General features: G+C 46.2%; 18 protein-coding genes and 3 pseudogenes. 3 read left to right on the top strand and 18 right to left on the bottom strand.

What is annotated here, in order from left to right; translation table 11 throughout:
* The 5 genes from BLO31_RS24245 to fabB form a co-directional block, all read right to left on the bottom strand.
* Positions 1-1,425, bottom strand: a 1,425-nt coding sequence (locus BLO31_RS24245; RefSeq protein ID WP_483855404.1) for a midas domain-containing protein, incomplete at its 3' end; no start/stop codon positions are given.
* Between the two features lie 32 nt (positions 1,426-1,457).
* Positions 1,458-2,384, bottom strand: coding sequence for a FimV/HubP family polar landmark protein (locus BLO31_RS24240; RefSeq protein WP_070962835.1), 927 nt, complete (start codon positions 2,382-2,384; stop codon positions 1,458-1,460).
* Positions 2,385-2,597: 213 nt separating this feature from the next.
* Positions 2,598-3,611, bottom strand: coding sequence for an aspartate-semialdehyde dehydrogenase (locus BLO31_RS03070; RefSeq protein WP_070962834.1), 1,014 nt, complete (start codon positions 3,609-3,611; stop codon positions 2,598-2,600).
* A complete protein-coding gene (locus BLO31_RS03065; protein ID WP_070962833.1) occupies positions 3,611-4,741 on the bottom strand; it encodes a 4-phosphoerythronate dehydrogenase in 1,131 nt (376 codons plus the stop codon). Before BLO31_RS03065 ends, BLO31_RS03070 begins: the two co-directional genes overlap by 1 nt.
* Positions 4,742-4,970: 229 nt before the next feature.
* Positions 4,971-6,182: a beta-ketoacyl-ACP synthase I gene (fabB, locus tag BLO31_RS03060; RefSeq protein WP_070962832.1), complete on the bottom strand. Its 1,212-nt coding sequence runs from the start codon at positions 6,180-6,182 to the stop codon at positions 4,971-4,973.
* A gap of 127 nt (positions 6,183-6,309) precedes the next feature.
* On the opposite strand from fabB, the pseudogene mnmC reads away from it, so the two are divergent.
* Positions 6,310-8,321: pseudogene (gene mnmC, locus BLO31_RS03055) on the top strand (bifunctional tRNA (5-methylaminomethyl-2-thiouridine)(34)-methyltransferase MnmC2/FAD-dependent 5-carboxymethylaminomethyl-2-thiouridine(34) oxidoreductase MnmC1).
* A 48-nt stretch (positions 8,322-8,369) separates the two neighbouring features.
* Here the strand turns inward: mnmC and BLO31_RS03050 are convergent.
* The 3 genes from BLO31_RS03050 to BLO31_RS03040 form a co-directional block, all read right to left on the bottom strand.
* Positions 8,370-8,894 carry an NADPH-dependent FMN reductase gene (locus tag BLO31_RS03050; protein WP_070962831.1) on the bottom strand — a complete coding sequence of 175 codons (525 nt, stop codon included), beginning with the start codon at positions 8,892-8,894 and terminating at the stop codon, positions 8,370-8,372.
* Positions 8,895-9,030: 136 nt separating this feature from the next.
* Positions 9,031-9,294 carry a YfcL family protein gene (locus tag BLO31_RS03045; RefSeq protein WP_070962830.1) on the bottom strand — a complete coding sequence of 88 codons (264 nt, stop codon included), beginning with the start codon at positions 9,292-9,294 and terminating at the stop codon, positions 9,031-9,033.
* A 12-nt stretch (positions 9,295-9,306) separates the two neighbouring features.
* The gene (locus BLO31_RS03040; protein WP_070962829.1) at positions 9,307-9,837 is read right to left on the bottom strand and encodes an elongation factor P hydroxylase; all 531 of its coding nucleotides are present in this window, start codon (positions 9,835-9,837) and stop codon (positions 9,307-9,309) included.
* A 232-nt stretch (positions 9,838-10,069) separates the two neighbouring features.
* Here BLO31_RS03040 and BLO31_RS03035 point away from each other — a divergent pair, with 232 nt between their 5' ends.
* On the top strand, positions 10,070-10,693 hold the full coding sequence (locus BLO31_RS03035) for a trimeric intracellular cation channel family protein (RefSeq protein WP_070962828.1): 624 nt from the start codon (positions 10,070-10,072) through the stop codon (positions 10,691-10,693).
* Positions 10,694-10,724: 31 nt separating this feature from the next.
* On the opposite strand, the pseudogene aroC reads toward BLO31_RS03035, so the two are convergent.
* Positions 10,725-11,809 (bottom strand): annotated as a pseudogene (gene aroC, locus BLO31_RS03030) (chorismate synthase).
* Positions 11,810-11,967: 158 nt separating this feature from the next.
* Positions 11,968-12,899, bottom strand: a pseudogene (prmB, locus tag BLO31_RS03025) (50S ribosomal protein L3 N(5)-glutamine methyltransferase).
* Between the two features lie 61 nt (positions 12,900-12,960).
* Between prmB and smrB the strand changes: the two are divergent.
* Positions 12,961-13,491 carry an endonuclease SmrB gene (gene smrB / locus BLO31_RS03020; protein ID WP_070962827.1) on the top strand — a complete coding sequence of 177 codons (531 nt, stop codon included), beginning with the start codon at positions 12,961-12,963 and terminating at the stop codon, positions 13,489-13,491.
* Positions 13,492-13,496: 5 nt separating this feature from the next.
* On the opposite strand, the gene flhB is transcribed toward smrB, so the two are convergent.
* The 8 genes from flhB to fliL are packed head-to-tail and all read right to left on the bottom strand — an operon-like array spanning position 13,497 to position 18,952.
* Entirely contained in the window at positions 13,497-14,627 is a 1,131-nt protein-coding gene (gene flhB, locus BLO31_RS03015; protein ID WP_070962826.1) for a flagellar biosynthesis protein FlhB, read from the bottom strand.
* An 8-nt stretch (positions 14,628-14,635) separates the two neighbouring features.
* Complete coding sequence (gene fliR, locus BLO31_RS03010) at positions 14,636-15,418, bottom strand: flagellar biosynthetic protein FliR (RefSeq protein ID WP_070962825.1); 783 nt, start codon at positions 15,416-15,418, stop codon at positions 14,636-14,638.
* Between the two features lie 8 nt (positions 15,419-15,426).
* The gene (gene fliQ, locus BLO31_RS03005) at positions 15,427-15,696 is read right to left on the bottom strand and encodes a flagellar biosynthesis protein FliQ (protein WP_070962824.1); all 270 of its coding nucleotides are present in this window, start codon (positions 15,694-15,696) and stop codon (positions 15,427-15,429) included.
* Positions 15,697-15,711: 15 nt separating this feature from the next.
* Positions 15,712-16,533, bottom strand: a complete 822-nt coding sequence (gene fliP / locus BLO31_RS03000) for a flagellar type III secretion system pore protein FliP (RefSeq protein ID WP_425425261.1) — start codon at positions 16,531-16,533, stop codon at positions 15,712-15,714.
* 37 nt (positions 16,534-16,570) lie between these two features.
* The gene (gene fliO / locus BLO31_RS02995) at positions 16,571-16,933 is read right to left on the bottom strand and encodes a flagellar biosynthetic protein FliO (RefSeq protein ID WP_425425260.1); all 363 of its coding nucleotides are present in this window, start codon (positions 16,931-16,933) and stop codon (positions 16,571-16,573) included.
* 30 nt (positions 16,934-16,963) lie between these two features.
* Complete coding sequence (gene fliN / locus BLO31_RS02990) at positions 16,964-17,374, bottom strand: flagellar motor switch protein FliN (protein ID WP_070962821.1); 411 nt, start codon at positions 17,372-17,374, stop codon at positions 16,964-16,966.
* 26 nt (positions 17,375-17,400) lie between these two features.
* Positions 17,401-18,450: a flagellar motor switch protein FliM gene (fliM, locus tag BLO31_RS02985; protein WP_070962820.1), complete on the bottom strand. Its 1,050-nt coding sequence runs from the start codon at positions 18,448-18,450 to the stop codon at positions 17,401-17,403.
* Between the two features lie 7 nt (positions 18,451-18,457).
* On the bottom strand, positions 18,458-18,952 hold the full coding sequence (gene fliL, locus BLO31_RS02980) for a flagellar basal body-associated protein FliL (RefSeq protein ID WP_070962819.1): 495 nt from the start codon (positions 18,950-18,952) through the stop codon (positions 18,458-18,460).
* Between the last annotated feature and the right edge of the window lie 118 nt (positions 18,953-19,070).

Here is a 19,070-nt window from a genome sequence, read left to right as displayed (position 1 = left end):
CTCTGGCTCTGGCTCTGGCTCTGGCTCTGGCTCTGCAAGTTTGTTGTCAGTCTCTAGAGAGTCAAGCTCTTCGGCCTCTTCATCGAGGTTAAATTCTTCTAAAAGTGGGTCCGCCTCTGGAGCCGCATCTAGCATATCGTCGATAAAGTCATCGCTGGAGAACTCTCCGACAGGCTCTAACTCTTCTTCAACGTCGGTCTCTTGCTCTATCTCTTGCGCTGATTCTTCCGCTTGTTTTTCGATATCCATCAACTCTTCAAACAAGTCGGTTCCATCATCACTCAGACCAGCCGATGGAGCGCCATCTTCATTTTCTGACTCTTCAATAAGTTCGTCTAGAAGCTCGGTACTTTCTTGATCAAGCTCGATAGTCTCGTCTGGAATATCACCAGCCACTTCTTCAAGGAGTTGGTCAAGTTCCGCAGCATCGGTTATTTCGTCCGTCTCGGCGGCCGCTGTTTCATCCAGCAATTCATCAAGTAGTTCGGTACTATCTTCGGCAATATCTAGCGATTCGCTTTGCTCTGGCGCATCACCTAAAAACTCATCTAACGTTTCTGTAGAGTCTGGCTCAGGCGCTAACTCGTTAACGTTTTCATCAAGTAAATCGTCAAGTAGGTCGGTGCTATCTTCATCAAGAGCGACTTTCTCATCTTCAACCGTATTAGAAGCCGAGTCTTGTTCTGTTTCCTGTAATAGCTCATCGAGCAGTTCGGTACTATTTTCGTCTACATCGATATCGTCACTTTCAATAACTTCGTCGAGCAACGCAGTTTCATCAAGAGCGTTTGCTTCGAGTTGGTCTAGATCAGCTTGTGCTTCTACTTGGGCGAACAGATCATCTATTTCGCTGTCACTCGCCAAGTTAGGTTCCGGGTCGTCTGAACTTAAATCAAAGTCTTCTTCCGCACTTTCGTCGGATGCTTCGCTGAGCAGATCATCAAGCAGCGATTGATCGAGTTCATCGCTATCCAAGCTTTCGGATTCTTCGTCACCGGCTAGTAGTTCATCAAAGTCTTCCTGAGAAATACCTTCATCGGCGAGGTCAAAGTCAGAAGATTCGGTTTCGCCATCGTCGATAACCACTTCGTCAAGCGCGCGTTCCATCTCTTCAAGGCCAAGCGCTTTTTCTTCACCATCAACGCTGATGCCACTGCTACTCCCCAGTTCAGAAAGGTCTGAATCCAATTCACCATCTTCGCCAATACCAGCAAACGGATCTTCCCCATCTTCCCCTTCTAAGTTGAAGTCGAGGTCGCTGTCATCCAAATCGGCAAATACGTCATTGTCGTCGGGAATCTCATCATCGTCGTCTAGAATGCTCTCGTCACCAAATAGCTCTTCTTTCTCTTCGTCGGAATCTCCAAACAGGTCATCGTTGAGAAGGAGGTCATCATCAACCTCTTCGTTGATAGTATCTGCCACTACCGGAGGTGATTGCTGCTCAACTTTCTGTTCTACTGGTGCAGAATCTGATTTGCGCTACCCAACAGCAGTACTAGGATCAAGCCAATCAAAAGGCCGGGGATGACCGCCAGTGCTGCAACAAGCCATGTATTGGAAAACAGCATATCGAGTTCACTCGGGGCCAGCTTTTGTTCTTCCGCTAGTCGCGCTCTCTCTTCCTCAAGAAGTTTTTCAACTTCACTTTTAATTCGAGATTCATCACCGAGTTCATCTTTGAGCACATCGACCTCAGACTGCACATCGGCCAACATTAGACGCAACTTATGGTTTTTTTCTTCTAGCGCAAGCAAATCTGACTCGGAACTTTCCAGTTGACGCTCTAGAGATGTGACTTGTTTCTTCTTCTCTCCTTGCGCAATTTCTTTCAGATCTGAGTTAGCAGTCTTTGGTGCGGGTTGCGGATCCGCTTCTGGTTTCACAACCTCTGTTTTATTCGGTGTTTGCTCTACAGCTGGGCCGATAGGCACGGTAGGCTGGTTGAGCTCTATTCCATCAAGGCGTGCTTGATGTAATTCCATGACTCTAATCGCTTCTGCGGTTGTCACGCTGCGAACTTGAACCAAAGAAGGAATGCGCAAAGCGCTCCCCGGTATCAACTCATGAATATTCTGCTGTTCAAAAGCTTGTGGGTTCAGTTGATAAATTGCTAAAAGAGTTTGCTGAACTGTAACGGAATTTGCTGGTCGCAGTCGGCTCGCAATCGACCATAGGGTTTCTTGCTCAGTCGTTGGCCCATAAAATTGAGACGGCTGATTTGAAGGTGCAAAGCTTCTTACAGAGGGATCGGAATACTGAGGCGATGATTGTATCTCGCCATTAGGTCCCTTGAGGCGAATCGTTTCTGCACTAACGATAGAAGTCTGAGTCACGGCTACCAGTGCAATAGGCAGTAGCAGCCGTGTTAAAAGTCGACGCATATAAGGCTCAGCTATGTGCTTTAATAATTTTTAAAAACGGTGATCTGTTAAATATATCGGATAAAGTAGGCAAAACTATAGGGAGTGAGCTAAAAAATGTGTGTCATGCGTAATAATCGCAGTAATCTCACACAAAAATCGCCCCTTTAGTTAGACCCTGACTAAAAAAGAATCGATAAAGAAAGCCCCGACAATGCGGGGCTGTGAAGATTATCAGTAGTAATCGCGAATCAAAACTTCGGCAATTTGGACCGCATTGGTCGCCGCGCCTTTGCGAACATTGTCCGCAACAACCCAAAGATTGATACCGCTGTGGTGACTTATATCGTTGCGAATTCGACCCACCATAACCGTGTCTTTTCCACCTGCATCGCGAACTTGAGTTGGGAAATCTTCACCGTGGAAGACCTCTACACCTTCAGTTTGATCTAGCAAGTTGATCACTTCCTGAGCGTCAATTGGCGAACGAGTTTCTATGTGCACTGCTTCGGCATGACCATAAAAAACTGGAACGCGGACACAAGTTGGGTTAACCGCAATATTTGGATCATTAAAGATTTTCTGAGTTTCCCACACCATTTTCATTTCTTCTTTGGTGTAACCGTTGTCCATAAACTTATCTATTTGAGGAATACAGTTAAATGCAATTTGTTGGGAGAACTGCTCTGGTTCAGCGGGTCGACCATTTAGCAACTTGGCGGTTTGCCCTGCTAACTCATCAATGCCCGACTTTCCAGCACCAGATACCGACTGATAAGTGGAGACGTTAATACGTTCAATTCCTACTGCATCGTGAATTGGTTTTAACGCCACCAGCATTTGAATAGTCGAACAGTTGGGATTTGCGATGATGTTTCTATTGCGAAATTCAGCAATTGCTTCTGGATTAACTTCTGGAACTACAAGCGGGACATCGTAGTCATAGCGGAAGTGCGAGGTGTTATCGATAACAACAACCCCTGCATCAGCGGCAATAGGAGCCCACTTCTCAGACAGCTCGCCACCTGCGGAAAAGAGGCCGATATGAGCTTGAGACCAATCAAACTCTTCTACGTCTTGAACCACTACTGTTTTACCGTTAACGCGAACGGTTTTCCCAGCGCTGCGCTCACTCGCTAACAAGAAAATCTCACCAATCGGAAACTTGCGCTCTTGCAAAACTTCAACAATGGTTTCACCTACTGCACCTGTCGCGCCTAAAACGGCAATATTAAATTCTTGGCTCATTACACAACCTCAATTTGAAAACCTAAACTCGCCAATGGCGACAGATTGCAATTTTCTGTGCCAACGACTTTAATTGCACTGTACTCTCTGCGGTCCCAGTACTGTTTGCGCATTTTATCAAATGCACCTTCTTTGTGTATTTCTCTTCGGAACAAGGCATCGTCTCTTCGTACATCATAGATCAACTGCGTCATCGTATGCAGCACGGCTTCATCCCACTCTCTATCCAGTTCTATGGTCGGTATTGGAGCTGTTGGTAGTAACTCTGATGCCCTTGCTACCAGCGGCTTACCTAAAAACTCACAGTAACTATTGAAAATCATGGTTGTACCGCGAGCCTTGCCTTCTAACCCATACCCAGCGACATGTGGCGTAGCAAAAGCGAGATAAGGCAGCAGTTCCATATCCACTTGGGGTTCAAACTCAAACACGTCTAACGCAGCGACAAAACCATCTTCTTGTTTTAGTCTCGCTTTTAAGGCTGAGTTATCAACGATGGGCCCACGCGCGGCGTTTATCAATATTTGATCACTGCGAAGTGAATTCAATCTATCACTGTCAATCAAATGATAGGTTGGATGGTCACCGTTTTTAACAATCGGCGTATGCAGCGTAATAACATCCGCCTCCTCTAGCAGCGTGTTAAGCGGTGTAAATTCGCGCTTGTCACCCTGCTGCTCTTTAGGGGGATCATTGATTAAGACTTTGACGCCAATGCCTTTTAGGCAGCTCTCTAAATAACTACCGACTTGCCCTGCACCGATAATACCAACGGTTTTCTCAAAAATTGAAAAACCGTGTTGCTGAGCGAGCACCATGATGACGCTGACAACATACTCCGCCACGCCGACCTTGTTGCAACCAGGAGCGGCGGTAAAATAGATCCCACGCTCTTTCAACAACGCTTGATCCACATGGTCCATACCCGCGGTCGCTGTGCCGACGAACTTCAGTTTATTCGCCTTACTCAGTAAATCTGCATTCACTTTTGTCACTGAGCGAATCATCAAACCGTCAACGTCTACCAAGTCGTCCGCGGTTAAGTCACGACCTGACTTTAACACCACTTCGCCAAGCTGACTGAACAACTGCTCAGCGTAAGGCATATTTTCATCAATTAAAATCTTCACCTGGTAACAGTCCCGATTTACCAATAATGGGGTGATTGTGCAGAAAAGCGTGACTTGTGTCGAGTGGAAGTAAAGAGAAACAAAGAAAAATGCCCGGCAAATGCCGGGCAATGTTCCAGAACAAAAGGATCCTGTCCCGCTCTCCTTGGGACAGAGTCTGCGTCTGTTCGATCAGCTATGCTGATCAGCTCTGGAAACTGGTCTACCGTTTTGCGGCTAAGATCAGTTGTTAGCCTTGGTACTTCTTAATGACTAGTGTTGCGTTTGTACCACCAAACCCAAAGCTGTTAGACATAACTGTATTCAGTTCTGCGTCGCGAGTTTCTGTCACGATATCAAGACCTTGCGCAGCTTCATCTAGGTTTTCAACGTTGATGCTTGGCGCAATAAAGTTGTTTTCCAACATCAAAGTAGAGTAAATCGCTTCGTGCACACCCGCAGCACCAAGTGCGTGGCCTGTCATTGCTTTTGTCGCAGAAATTGCTGGATTGCTATCAGCAAAAACTTCTTGAATCGCGCCTAGCTCTTTAACATCACCTACTGGTGTAGAAGTACCGTGCGTGTTGATGTAGTCGATAGACTCTGCATCTTGCATCGCCATCTTCATACAGCGAATTGCACCTTCACCTGATGGCGCTACCATGTCGTAGCCGTCAGACGTTGCACCGTAACCGATAATTTCACCGTAAATCTTAGCACCACGTGCAAGCGCGTGCTCAAGCTCTTCGATAACCATCATGCCGCCACCGCCAGAGATAACAAAACCATCGCGGTCTGCATCGTAAGTGCGCGAAGCTTTTTCAGGTTGCTCATTGTACTTAGTAGACAACGCACCCATCGCATCAAACATCATGGTTAATGACCAGTCTAACTCTTCACCACCACCGGCAAACACTACGTCTTGTTTACCAAGCTGGATAAGCTCCATCGCGTGGCCAATACAGTGCGCTGACGTAGCACAAGCTGAACTCATAGAGTAGTTCACACCGCGAATTTTAAATGGTGTAGCAAGACAAGCCGATACTGTAGAAGACATTGTGCGAGGTACCATGTAAGGACCAACGCGCTTCACGCCTTTGTTGCGCAGAATATCTACCGCATTAACTTGGTTTAGAGAAGAAGCACCGCCAGATCCCGCAACAATACCTGTGCGTTCGTTTGATACCTGTTCTTCGGTCAAACCTGAATCTTCGATGGCTTCTTGCATAGATAGGTATGCATAAGCTGCCGCATCACCCATAAAGCGCATCTGTTTACGATCAATGTGCTCAGCGGGTGTAATTTTTAGATCACCCCAAACTTGAGAACGCAGTCCTTGCTCTTTGAACTGTTCTGATGCGTTAATGCCAGATTTTCCTGCTTTCAGAGACGCTAGTACTTCTTCGACGTTGTTACCGATACTCGAAACAATACCCATACCGGTGATGACGACTCGTTTCATTATGACATTCCTATAATTCTAAATTCCGCTAGATAATAACCAAGATAGCCATCAAAAGTGGTCAGCTTTCCCAGAAATCCGTACAATCCTCACTAGTTTACCGTCTATTTTTTAGAAATCAGCCTTTATGACCTCAATTAAAAACGCCAAACTCGACTGGAACGAATCTGGTACACCGGTTTCCGATCAGTTTGATGATGTCTATTTCTCTAACGTAAATGGACTAGAAGAAACTCGCTACGTTTTTCTTACCCAGAATCATCTTCCCGAAAGATGGCAAAATTATGACCAAAGACGTTTTGTTATCGCTGAAACCGGATTTGGAACGGGTTTAAACTTTTTAGCCGCGTGGCAGTGGTTTGAACAGTTTAGACAAGAACACCCGCAAGCTCCATTGCAAGAGCTACACTTTATCAGTTTCGAAAAATATCCACTAAGCGCTGATGACCTTGCTAAAGCACATCAATCTTGGCCAGAGTTATCCCAATACGCCGAACAGCTGCAAGAGCACTATCCATTGCCGTGCCCGAGTGTCATCGCATTGTTTTAGCCGACGGAAAAGTCACTCTAGACCTCTGGTTTGGTGATATAAAAGATTCAATGCCAACGGTGCCTAACCCTGAGCAAGGAACGGTTGACGCTTGGTTTTTAGATGGCTTTGCACCAAGTAAAAATCCCGAGATGTGGAATCAAAACTTGTTCGACGGCATGGCCCGGTTGGCAAAGCAAAACTGTACTTGCGCAACCTTCACTGCGGCAGGCTTTGTAAGGCGTGGGCTAATCGAAGCTGGTTTCGAAATGAAAAAGGTCAAAGGCTTTGGTACAAAGCGAGATATGATTGCTGGTACGGTAGTTGACAAAAAGCCCACTACCAATATAAAGCCTTGGTACTTTAGGCCAAACGCTACGGCCACCGACGATATCGCCATTATTGGCGGAGGCATCGCAAGTGCCGCATTAGCCAAAGCACTCACCGAACGCGGGCTAAAACCAACGCTTTATTGCAAAGATGAAAAGCCCGCTCAAGGAGCTTCTGGAAATCGGCAAGGTGCGGTTTACCCCTTGCTAAATGGCGACCATTCTGGTGTCTCTAGAATGTTTGCCCCCGCCTTTCTTTACGCGCGACAGTTTGTTGAAAAAGCGGCGAGACAGCTTGAATTTGATCATGACTGGTGTGGTGTGACTCAGTTAATGTGGGATGAAAAGTCCCAAGTTAAACTCAATAAAATGATCGAAGGCAACTTCCCAACCGGACTTATTCGCGCACTCTCTGCAGAGCAAACTCAGCAAACCATCGGACTTCCCATCGACGTCGGCAGTGTCAGTTATCCGCTAGGTGGTTGGTTGTGTCCTGCTCAACTCACGCAAAGTCTACTCAATGATCTAGAGCAAAACCTAAAATTGGTCAGCCATTACAGGTGTGAAGTGCTCTCTTTAGATTGGAATGACAAAGAACAACACTGGGTTCTAGAAACCTCTAAAGGCCAGTTTACGCATAAAACGGTGGTGGTGGCCAATGGTCACGAGTTTAGCAAGTTGGCCCCTTGCCAAGATGTCCCCCTAGGGCAAGTAAAAGGTCAAGTAAGCCATATCCCAACGACAGATCGTCTCTCTGAACTAAAAACGGTTCTTTGTTACGACGGTTATATGACACCGTGTAACCCCAAGAACCAACACCACTGTATCGGCGCAAGTTACGACAGAGATAACCTAGATACCGAGTTTGATCCGTTTGCTCAGCAGGACAATGGTGAAAAACTCACACGCTGCCTACCTAGAGCGGAGTGGGCCAATGATGTGGACACCAGCGGAAACCAATCCAGACAGGGCATTCGCTGTGTTAGCCGAGACCATTTGCCATTTGTGGGATCCGTCGGTCAGTTAGCAGAAACCAAAGCTCTCTATCAAGATTTGGTGAAGCAAAGTGAATCGTCCGCAGAGAAGGTTCCGGTTTACCCAAACCTATTCTGTCTCTTGGGGCTGGGCTCACGTGGTTTGAGTTCTGCTCCATTATTGGCTGAAGTGTTAGCATCTCAAATTTGTGGGGATGCTTTGCCTTTACCCACTGATGTGTTGGAACAGCTGCACCCTAGTCGAATGTGGGTGAAAAAGTTGCGCAAGGGAAAAATGGTCGACTAGGTCAAAGCTTAAAAGCCTCGTATTGCGAGGCTTTTTAGTTCTTAAGGGTTAAGCTAAGAGGGAAACAGCTTGCTTAACTTGCTCTTCTATCTCTGCGTTGGTTAACCTTCCATTGTCCAAATCAAAAGTATCGTAAAAGCTTGGCACTGAAACCGAGGCTTTTACGTCACCACCAAAATAGGGTGCTGAAGTGGTCGCTTGAGCAAGAACGGTTTTCGCGCCGCCGGGACCAGGGGATGTCGAAAGGTAAACCGCTGGCTTGTTTTGATAAACTTCGCGGTTAATTCTCGTTGCCCAATCAAATAAGTTCTTATACGCCGCTGGATAGGAACCATTGTGCTCTGCAAACGAAATGATCAATGCATCCGCCTGTTCAATATCGCGAAGAAAAGCTTCGGCACCTTCTGCCTTGCCAATCTCTTTCTCTGTATCCTCACTGAAAAGCGGGACAGAGTAATCTTTGATATCCAATACCTTAATTTCCGCATTCGGAAGTAAGTTAGCGGCATAGGTAGCTAGGGTTTTATTAATTGAAGTAGAGCTGGTCGATGCTCCAAATGCGATTACTTTCATGATTCTGTCCTTTCTCTCAGTGGGTAAGAACAGATTAAGCGCTATCGGTAGCAGCAACAATATTGATTGTTTTATGGAGTTATTCGAAAATTTTGAACAAAAAAGGCTGGCGTGATGCCAGCCCTGTTTCAGTTCATTACGCGTGGTTGAGCAGTTCTGTCCACAAGTCATTGACGATAGTTCGGTCTGCTGGCGTCAACTCAGCTCTTGCTTCTTCTAAACTCGCTTCGATACGACGCTTAAAGTCGTCGATATCATCAACACCTTCTTCTTCGCACGATGCAGCCGACAGAGAGATATGTCCGCGCAGGTAACCACCAGCAAACAGTTCATCGTCAGACGCAGATTCAATACGGGCGTCAATAAGCTCAAGTAGCTTTTCTTCAAATTCAATAATCATGGATTTCTCTTTTTATTCCACTTTAAAATCACTAATTTGTGGTGCTGGCATAGAGTAATAGTCACACAGTGCTTGGGAGAGCGCCTGTACACGTGAAGGCATACCTACCTCTAATATCTTGGCCACTTCATCTCGAACTTTGCTCATAAAAGCCAAGCGATCAGGCTCAAAATCGCCGTGTAGGTTGTCACAACTCACATTAAAAGGGAAGCCAGCGCTTTTGGAAAGTATCCACTCAAAAGCTTGCGGGCGTACTTCAACCTTTTCGAACTCAGCTTGGGTGTCTTCATCGCGACCATCAGGCTCATACCAATAACCAAAATCTTCCAGTAACCGCCTCTCTTTTCCCGCTACGAGCCAATGTGCGATCTCGTGTAATGCCGACGCATAGAAACCGCGTGCAAAAATAATCCGGTGATAAGAAATCTCGCTATTAGCCGGTAAATAAATAGGTTCATCACCACCGAGCACTAGCTTAGTGTTGAATTCAGAAAAAAAGGTTTTCTCAAATAGATTAATTAGATCGGAATAATGATGGGCCATGATTGCTTAGTCGAGTTCAAACGCCGCAAGATTTTCGCATGTTTCCCGTCGCAATTGAATAGAGAAATTTTGCTGCCCGCGATCATCGAAGGCTCTCATTAGATTTTTTAATTGAAGAATCCTTTTCTCCAATACAATTTCTCATTCGTCATCTCAGTCGCCAATCACTACACTTGTCACCCACCAATAGCGAACGCCATTCGCTTTGAATTTCACTCAGTAAAAGACAACCATGCTACTCACTACTCTTTATATTGTCGGTATTACCGCAGAAGCCATGACAGGAGCACTCAGTGCTGGAAAACGAAATATGGATTGGTTTGGCGTGATGCTCGTCGCCAGTGCCACCGCAATAGGTGGAGGAACCGTCAGGGATATTTTACTCGGTCACTACCCAATCGGGTGGGTTAAAAAACCTGAGTTTTTAGTCATCACTTGTATCGCTGGTGTGATTACCACTGTTATAGCAAGGTGGATAATCAAGCTAAAAGGTGTGTTTATTAGGCTCGACGCCTTGGGCTTAATTGTGTTTAGTATTATCGGGACTAAGGTCGCTCTCTCAATGGGACATCACGTGATTATTTGTGTTGTGGCAGCGATTGTAACTGGCGTATTTGGAGGCTTGCTACGGGACTTAATTTGCCGTCAAACTCCCTTAGTTCTCCATCAAGAACTGTACGCATCGGTTGCATTAACGGCTTCTACACTCTATCTAACCTTGCTATGGCTTAACATACCAGAGTTACCGGCAACCATATCAACCTTAATTACTGGTTATTTACTGAGAATGGCCGCGGTGAGATTTAACTGGCGATTACCCAGATTCCAGCTTGAATCGGAATCATCAGTACATTAATGAAAAAACCCACCTAGCGGTGGGTTCTATATCATATCTTCGGCGTTTCTGTTGTCACACCGTGGTTTTGTCCTCGGTGTCGCAATAAGTGGTCCATTACCACTATCGCTAACATAGCTTCTGCAATAGGAACGGCGCGTATACCGACGCACGGATCGTGACGCCCTTTAGTGATCAACTCCGTAGATTCACCTTCGCGTGTAATGGTCTCACCGGGAACCGTGATACTGGATGTCGGTTTCAGAGCAATATTAGCAACGATATCTTGACCGGTTGAAATACCACCTAAAATCCCACCGGCATGATTGCTGCCAAAGCCTTCTGGCGATAGGGTATCGCGGTGTTCACTGCCTTTTTGATTAACCACGTCAAAGCCGTCGCCAATCTCTACACCTTTAACGGCATTGATGCTCATTAGGGAGTGGGCAATATCTGCGTCTAAGCGGTCGAAAACCGGTTCTCCAAGACCGACGGGAACGTTCGTTGCGACGACCTGTATTTTGGCACCAATCGAGTCGCCCTCTTTTTTCAGCGCGCGGATTAGCTGGTCAAATGCATCGACTTTATCGACATCTGGACAGAAAAAAGCGTTCTTCTCGATTTCTTGCCAATCCACTTTGTCGATAGAGACATCGCCCATTTGCGATAGGTAAGCACGGATTTCGATACCAAATTCTTGCTTGAGATATTTCTTGGCAATAGCACCAGCAGCGACACGCATAGCGGTTTCTCGAGCTGACGAACGGCCGCCACCTCGATAATCCCTAACGCCGTATTTTTGATGGTAGGTATAATCCGCGTGACCAGGACGAAACTTATCTTTGATCTCTGAGTAATCTTTAGAGCGCTGATCGGTATTTTCGATCAGTAATCCGATAGAGGTTCCGGTTGTTTGTCCTTCAAACACACCGGATAGGATTTTCACCTCATCCGGTTCGCGTCTTTGCGTTGTATAACGCGAAGTGCCTGGGCGACGACGGTCTAAATCGGTTTGCAGATCCGCCTCACTGATTTCTAGTCCCGGAGGCATCCGTCTACGATACATCCTAGTGCGATACCGTGACTTTCCCCGAATGTGGTTACTCGGAAATGTTGTCCGATACTGTTTCCTGCCATTACTTCCTCAATATATCAGTTGAACTTGTTCAACTGCTGTCTGCTATTGTTCGTGATTTCATAGTCGCTTTATTATCATTTGATGTAAAGACCCAAATCACTTTTATTTGGCATAAAAAAATCGAGCAGTTATGCTCGATTTTTGACTATTCATTCACTCAATCTTTGTACAGTGAAAACTCTTCTGCGCAATCAACTAGCTGCTGTCGAGTCAACATAAACACGCCGTGGCCACCGTTTTCAAACTCTAGCCAAGTGAACGGGATCTCAGGATACTGCTCCATCATGTGTACCATTGAGTTACCCACTTCACAAACCAATATGCCGCTATCAGTCAGATAGTCTGGCGCGTTTGCCAAAATTCGTCTTACCAACTTAAGTCCATCGGTGCCCGCCGCTAAACCGAGTTCTGGTTCATGCGTAAACTCTTCAGGCAAGCTGTTCATATCTTCTTCATCCACATAAGGTGGATTTGTCACTATGATGTTGTACTTGTCTTTTGGTAAGTCGCGGAAAAGGTCTGAGCGAAGTGGGAATACTTGCTGCTCCATCCCGTGATCTTGAATGTTCTGCTCAGCCACTTCTAGCGCATCGGTTGAAATATCCACCGCATCCACTTCCGCGTATGGGAAAGCGTGAGCACACGCAATAGCGATGCAACCACTACCAGTACAAAGATCCATAATGCGAGTCGCTCTTCAACTAACCAAGGCTGGAATTCTGCCTGGATCAACTCGCCAATTGGTGAACGAGGTACGAGTACGCGTTCATCAACAAAAAATTCCAAACCACAGAACCAAGCTTTGTTCGTCAAGTAAGCCGTTGGGGTTCGTTCATTAATGCGTTTAACCACGCGCTCGACTATTTTTAGTCTCTCGCTACTCGTCAGGCGCGAATTTAAAACATGTGGAGGCACATCAATGGGTAGATAAAGCGTCGGCAGGATCAATTGAACCGCTTCATCCCACGCATTATCGGTGCCGTGACCATAAAAAAGTCCCGCGGCATTAAACCGACTCACCGTCCAGCGAATCATATCCTGAAGGGTGTGAAGCTCGGAAACGGCTTCTTCTACAAAAATCTTATCCAAAATTGCCTCCAAAAAGCGCTACAATACTGCCAGTTGTATTGAAATACGTTGTGTTAACCCAATGAGCAAAAAAGACACCGACCTTGATGACGAGTTCGCCCTTTTTAGGGATGCAGTACAAGGCGTAAAAAAGTTGCAACAGGATACCATAGTCCAGCAACCAAAAAAAAACAGTAAGCAAAAAGAAATCACTCGCACTGCCCGTGAAGCGAGTGATACTGAGTTCTATTTCTCCGATGAGTTCGTTCCACTGCTCAGCGAAGAAGGGCCGACCCGTTACGCTCGTGATGACGTTTCACATTACGAAGTCAAGCGACTGCGCCGCGGGGTTTACGTCCCTGATGTATTTCTTGATATGCATGGCATGACACAAAAAGAGGCCAAAAGAGAACTTGGGGCAATGATCGCTCATTGTGTTAAGAACGATGTGCACTGTGCATGTGTTCAACACGGTATTGGTAAACATATTCTCAAGCAAAAAGCACCACTTTGGTTGGCTCAGCACCCAGACGTGATGGCCTTTCACCAAGCACCTTTAGAGTTTGGCGGCGATGGTGCACTACTGGTTCTACTGTCAATTCCGGAAAAGTAGCGGGGCTACTGGCGTAAATCTGGTGGGATCGGCAGATCTTCGGATTTGAGGTTGGGACGTTGCCCTCCGCGTTTGCGGTACTGCTTAAGCTGGAACACATAAGCCAGAACTTGAGCCACAGCGGTAAACAAACCGTCGGGGATCTCTTGCTCTAGTTCTGTTGAGTGATACAGGGAACGAGCAAGTGGCGGGGCAGGAACGACATAAATACCGTGTTCTCTCGCTACTTCCCGAATCTTCATTGCCATATGATCCGTACCCTTGGCCACCACGACCGGAGCTTTGTCCTGATCTTGCTTGTACCTTAGCGCTACTGAAAAGTGCTCAGGGTTGGTGATCACAACATCCGCCGACGGCACTTCCGCCATCATACGTCTTTGAGCCGCTTCCCTTTGCAACATGCGAATACGACCTTTGACCTCCGGCTTACCTTCGGTCTCTTTGTACTCGTCTTTGACTTCTTGTTTGGTCATTTTTAACTGGTCGGCGTGTTGCCATATTTGGAACGGTATATCTATCGCCACGACTATCAGCAAGGTACAACTAATAAGAAGGATAAATTCCAGCAAGATATCTAAAGCGTGAAAAATGTTCTGCGGGTAGACATCCATGCTCAATTGGAACAGATCGCCTTTTGCCGCATTGATTAGATAGAACGCGGTTCCCGAAACCAGTGCAACTTTGAGTATCGATTTAACTAGCTCAACCCAACTTTGCAAGCCAACCATTCGCTTTAGGCCACTGAGCGGGTTCATCTTTGACCATTTGGGCATCGCAGCTTCAACAGAGAAGCTGATGCCACCAACTCCAGCGGCCCCAAGCATGGCGGCAATAAACAGAGTCACTAGGATTAATAACAAGGGGATAAGTAAGCTGCCAAGGGAGCCAAGGCCAATATCATAGAGTTTGCCGATGTCGAATATCTCTTCTCGGCTAAGAGAAAAGAGACGCCCCATCATAGTGTAGAGTGCACGGGCTAAGGTTTCGCCAAACCACATAAGTGCAACGGCTCCCACTACCAATACAGAAACGGATGCGAGTTCTTTCGATCTGGCCACCTGCCCTTTTTCACGTGCTTGTTGCAACCGTTTGGGGGTGGCCTCTTCTGTGCGTTCCTGACCGTCCGATTCTGCCATCTCGCCTCCTAGCAGTTCAGCCTAATAAAACGACAAACCTGTTGTTCACCTTGAATCCAGAACAATTCATAGTGACTAAACAAACCGCCAATAATATACCAGCAGAGCAATAAACCTACGAGTAATGCAAAAGCGAAGCCAAGAGAAAAGATGTTTAACTGAGGTGCGGCACGCGTCATTACACCAAATGATAAGTTAATAGTGAGCAGCGCGATAATACCCGATAAGGACATGCTTAGTGCCACTTTGAACATTATACCCATCCAAAGAGCTAACTCTCTAAAATCAACCGTATTAAGCGCTCCTGAGCCCACTGGCAAAGTAGTAAAGCTCATCACTACCAGTTGGATCATCTTTAGATGACCATCCGTTGCCAAAAAGAACATAGTCGCCAACAACATAAACAGTTGACCAAGCAAAGGGGTGTTTTGTCCATTGGCCGGATCGACCATAGACGCAAAACCCAAACTCGATTGCATACCCAATATTTGTCCAAGTATCACAAAGGTTTGGATCATAAACTGAGTCACCGTGCCCATGGCGACACCAATAATAATTTGCTCCATCAAAATCATGAAGCCCTCGAACGAGAGAAGCTCTATCGTATCTGGTACGGCGGGAAGCATAGGCATTACCGCAAGCGTAATCGCTAAGCCTAAATAGAGTCGAACACGGGTAGAAACAAAGCGAGCGCCGGTGACTGACATCACCATCAACATGGCGGCAATACGAGTATAAGGCCAAAAATAATTAGCCATCCAATCCAGAATTACGCTGGTAGGATACTCCATAATTACCCCTAGTAGAGAACTTGCGGCAGTCGCTCAACCATGGAGAAAAAGAACTCCATTAAGAGTTGAGTCATCCAGTGAGCAAAGATCATTAGCGCCAACAAGGTAACAATCAAACGAGGTAAGAAACTTAATGTTTGTTCGTTGATAGAGGTCGCCGCTTGAAAGATAGCAACCACTAGACCAATCAGCAGACTGGGGATAATAATGGCGCTTACCATTATCAACACCATCCACAGTGCATCTCGGAAAAGCTCTACAAACATCTCAGGTGTCATTAGAAGCCCTCCCCGCTACAAAGCAAAACTGCCGGCCAAAGTGGATAGAATCAAGTTCCATCCATCGACAAGAACAAACAGCATCAATTTAAACGGCAGAGAAACGATCATCGGCGAAAGCATCATCATACCCATAGCCATCAATACCGAGGCCACCACCAGGTCAATAATCAAAAAAGGTAAAAACAGCATAAAACCAATCTGGAATGCCGTTTTTAACTCTGAAGTGATAAAGGCGGGGATCAATACCGCCATTGAGACATCTTCTGGGTTCTGCGCATCTGAGCCAGAAATATTGACGAAGGTTTCTAAGTCTTTAACCCGAGTTTGCTTGAGCATAAAGTCTTTCATTGGGACTTGAGCAGCGTCGAACGCTTGCCTCGCCGAAATCTGTTCATTAAGATACGGTTGGACAGCGTCTTCGTTTATCTTGCTCAAAACAGGAGACATAATAAAAAACGTCAAAAAGATAGCAATACCGACAATAACTTGGTTAGACGGCGTTTGTTGCAAACCCATCGCCTGTCGCAAGATAGACATCACCACCACAATACGCGTAAATGACGTCATCAGAATAACCATAGCCGGCAAGAAGCCTAACATGGTCATCAGGGCAAGAATTTGCAAGTTGATGGAATAGTCTTCACTGCCATCGGGGTTAGCAGTCATAGTGAACGCCGGAATACCGCCACTTCCACCCACGACAGCTCCCGTAGATATGGTTCGGCTCGCCCCCGCCTCTTTTTCCATCGCGCTAACAGTGACAGATTGTCCCGCCGCTGGATTTTCGGGTAGAGACGTGTCTAACTCTTGTTGAGCAAACACCGTAGAAGACATCAACAGACACAAGGACAAAAAGAGTACCTTGGCTAAATCACTTATTCTTGTCATGCTTTTTAATGAGCTGAGTCAATTGACTGGCAAATGGACTGGTCTCCAGCTCCTCCTGAGTCAGGTTCTTTTCCAATTTCGATATCAATTGTATAGATTGCTGGGTGACACCGACCAAAAACTGCTCTTCGCCAGCTTGAACAATCATAATGCGCTCACGTGTTCCAACTGGGATTTGCCTCACCACATTGAGACCTTTTTGCTGGGCAAAACTCGGTACGCGCATTCGCTTTAACAACCAAGCTAGGCCGAGTATTAAGATAACAACGAACAAAAGCGACCCAAAAGTGGTCGCCCAGTCTAAGTGGCCTGTCGGAGAAGTGGCCGAAGCAAGTGTTGGCAACATTGCCAAAATTAACGCTAAGCGTCTCATTGGCTACCTTAGCTTCTTAATCCGTTCTGTTTGGCTGATCACATCAGTGAGACGAATACCAAACTTGTCGTTGACCACAACAACTTCGCCGTGTGCGATCAAAGTACCGTTGACTAATACGTCTAACGACTCGCCCGCCAAACGCTCCAGTTCAACAACTGAACCTTGGTTCAACTGTAGTAGGTTGCGGATACTAATTTGAGAACGGCCAACTTCCATCGAAATGGTAACCGGAATATCTAAGATAGTATCGAGCTTGCGCCTTTCGTCTTCTGAGATAGGAGAAGACGTATCTTGTAGCTCATCAAGCTGAGCAGACATCACCTCGTCGACGTCAACCATGGGTGCATCCGGATCTTCACCTAACGCAGCAGCCCATTCGTCCGCCAGTTTTTGGTCGTCACTTGGTTCCATACTTTTTACTCTACTTTAACTGTCGCTTAATCTTCTATTTCTCCGTCATCTTCCTCTAACTCGGAGATGACGTCTTTGCCCAAGAATGCAATATCAGTTTTAACTACATCCGGACGCTTAATTTCTTCTGATACCTGAACTGCTAAATGCTCGCCTGACTTACCCATTTTCACTCTATAGGTGGGCAGTTCTTCGACAAACATAGTGGCGTTTTCAGGCATAGTAATTGGGATGATGTCACCTGCTTGAAGCTCCATCAAATCTCTTAAAGAAAGATCTTGTTCGAGCAAGTTAACACGGAAGTTAACAGGCACATCCATGATTTCTTCGCGAAGTGCCGTGCTCCAGCGCACGTCTGTTTCCATCTTATCTGATTGCACACCTGCATCGAGAAGTTCTCGAATAGGTTCAACCATGGAATAAGGCATAACAACGTGGAAATCACCGCCACCACCATCGACTTCGATGTGGAACGAACTCACCACGATCACTTCTGTTGGGCTGACAATGTTTGCCATACTCGGGTTAACTTCAGAATCGAGGTATTCAAACTCGACACCCATAACCGGTGACCAAGCTTCTTTGTAATCCTCAAATACTATCTTCAGCAACAGCTGAACAATACGACGTTCAGTTGGGGTGAACTCACGACCCTCAATTCGAGCGTGGAAACGACCATCACCACCAAAGAAGTTTTCAACCAAAATAAAGACGAGACGTGCTTCCATGGTAACAAGCGCCGTGCCTTTTAAAGGCCTAAAGCGAACCATGTTTAAGCTGGTTGGTACGTACAGAGTATTTTGGTATTCACCAAACTTCATCATCTGCACACCGTTGATCGACACTTCTGCAGTTTTTCGAAGCATATTAAATAGGCTAATGCGCAAGTGACGCGCAAAACGCTCGTTAATCAGCTCCAGAGTCGGCATTCGACCACGAACGATGCGGTCTTGAGAAGAGAAATCGAACTCCACCGCACCGGGCGCGGAGCTTACTTCCTCTTCTTCAACGTCATCAACGTCGTCCACACCGTGAAGGAGCGCGTCAATTTCATCTTGGCTTAATAGATCGGTCACTGCTCACCTACTGAATTACAAAGTCTGTAAATAACACTCGTTCGATCACTGGTTGTCCAACTGCCCGAGTTAGACTCGCTTTAATATCTTCTGTCGCTTTATCTCTTAACTCAACGCGGCCATTTGCTGTTCTGAGCTGTTCAACCGTAGCTGAGGCAAATGTGCTAAGTAATGAACTCTCAACTAATGGAGAGTGATAGCGCGCTAGGTTTTCATTTTCCGTTCCGCGAACCATCAACTGCACTTTAATCTGCACCATGCGATCGCGTTCATCACCCGTGACATTAAACAAGAAAGGCTGAGCAATGTTTACATAAGAAACGGGGTCAGTCGGAACCATCATCTCTTGTTGAACTTCTTCTGACTCTTCAGTGTCATCCGAGCCTAATAGGAAAAAAGCTGCACCTCCGCCTACTGCAAGCAGAACGACTACCGCAATAATAATTATCAGCAGTTTGCTTTTGCCTTTGGGAGCTTCAGATTCTACTTCTTCATCTGCCATGATTACTTTCTCTAATTGTTCCGTTTATTCTGCCTAAGTGCAGTTGTGCTATCTAAGTGCACATTACCGCTGACGCTTATTTTCAACATAGACTTACTAGGTTTTCAAATCAACGCTC

Origin of the sequence: Vibrio sonorensis, assembly GCF_001854765.1 — a bacterium.
GTDB lineage: Bacteria > Pseudomonadota > Gammaproteobacteria > Enterobacterales > Vibrionaceae > Vibrio > Vibrio sonorensis.
Note: the sequence above shows the minus strand (reverse complement) of the source record. Positions and strands in the feature narration are given on the sequence as shown.

Excerpts from the sequence above, each read along its gene's own strand:
- BLO31_RS03045 (WP_070962830.1), bottom strand. The coding sequence starts at position 9,294 with ATGATTATTGAATTTGAAGAAAAGCTACTTGAGCTTATTGACGCCCGT.
- smrB (WP_070962827.1), top strand. The coding sequence starts at position 12,961 with ATGAGCAAAAAAGACACCGACCTTGATGACGAGTTCGCCCTTTTTAGG.
- fliN (WP_070962821.1), bottom strand. The coding sequence starts at position 17,374 with ATGGAACCAAGTGACGACCAAAAACTGGCGGACGAATGGGCTGCTGCG.
- BLO31_RS24240 (WP_070962835.1), bottom strand. The coding sequence starts at position 2,384 with ATGCGTCGACTTTTAACACGGCTGCTACTGCCTATTGCACTGGTAGCC.
- BLO31_RS03035 (WP_070962828.1), top strand. The coding sequence starts at position 10,070 with ATGCTACTCACTACTCTTTATATTGTCGGTATTACCGCAGAAGCCATG.
- flhB (WP_070962826.1), bottom strand. The coding sequence starts at position 14,627 with ATGGCAGAATCGGACGGTCAGGAACGCACAGAAGAGGCCACCCCCAAA.
- fliP (WP_425425261.1), bottom strand. The coding sequence starts at position 16,533 with ATGTCTTCTACGGTGTTTGCTCAACAAGAGTTAGACACGTCTCTACCC.
- fabB (WP_070962832.1), bottom strand. The coding sequence starts at position 6,182 with ATGAAACGAGTCGTCATCACCGGTATGGGTATTGTTTCGAGTATCGGT.
- BLO31_RS03070 (WP_070962834.1), bottom strand. The coding sequence starts at position 3,611 with ATGAGCCAAGAATTTAATATTGCCGTTTTAGGCGCGACAGGTGCAGTA.
- fliO (WP_425425260.1), bottom strand. The coding sequence starts at position 16,933 with ATGTTGCCAACACTTGCTTCGGCCACTTCTCCGACAGGCCACTTAGAC.
- fliR (WP_070962825.1), bottom strand. The coding sequence starts at position 15,418 with ATGGAGTATCCTACCAGCGTAATTCTGGATTGGATGGCTAATTATTTT.
- fliL (WP_070962819.1), bottom strand. The coding sequence starts at position 18,952 with ATGGCAGATGAAGAAGTAGAATCTGAAGCTCCCAAAGGCAAAAGCAAA.
- BLO31_RS03050 (WP_070962831.1), bottom strand. The coding sequence starts at position 8,894 with ATGAAAGTAATCGCATTTGGAGCATCGACCAGCTCTACTTCAATTAAT.
- BLO31_RS03040 (WP_070962829.1), bottom strand. The coding sequence starts at position 9,837 with ATGGCCCATCATTATTCCGATCTAATTAATCTATTTGAGAAAACCTTT.
- fliQ (WP_070962824.1), bottom strand. The coding sequence starts at position 15,696 with ATGACACCTGAGATGTTTGTAGAGCTTTTCCGAGATGCACTGTGGATG.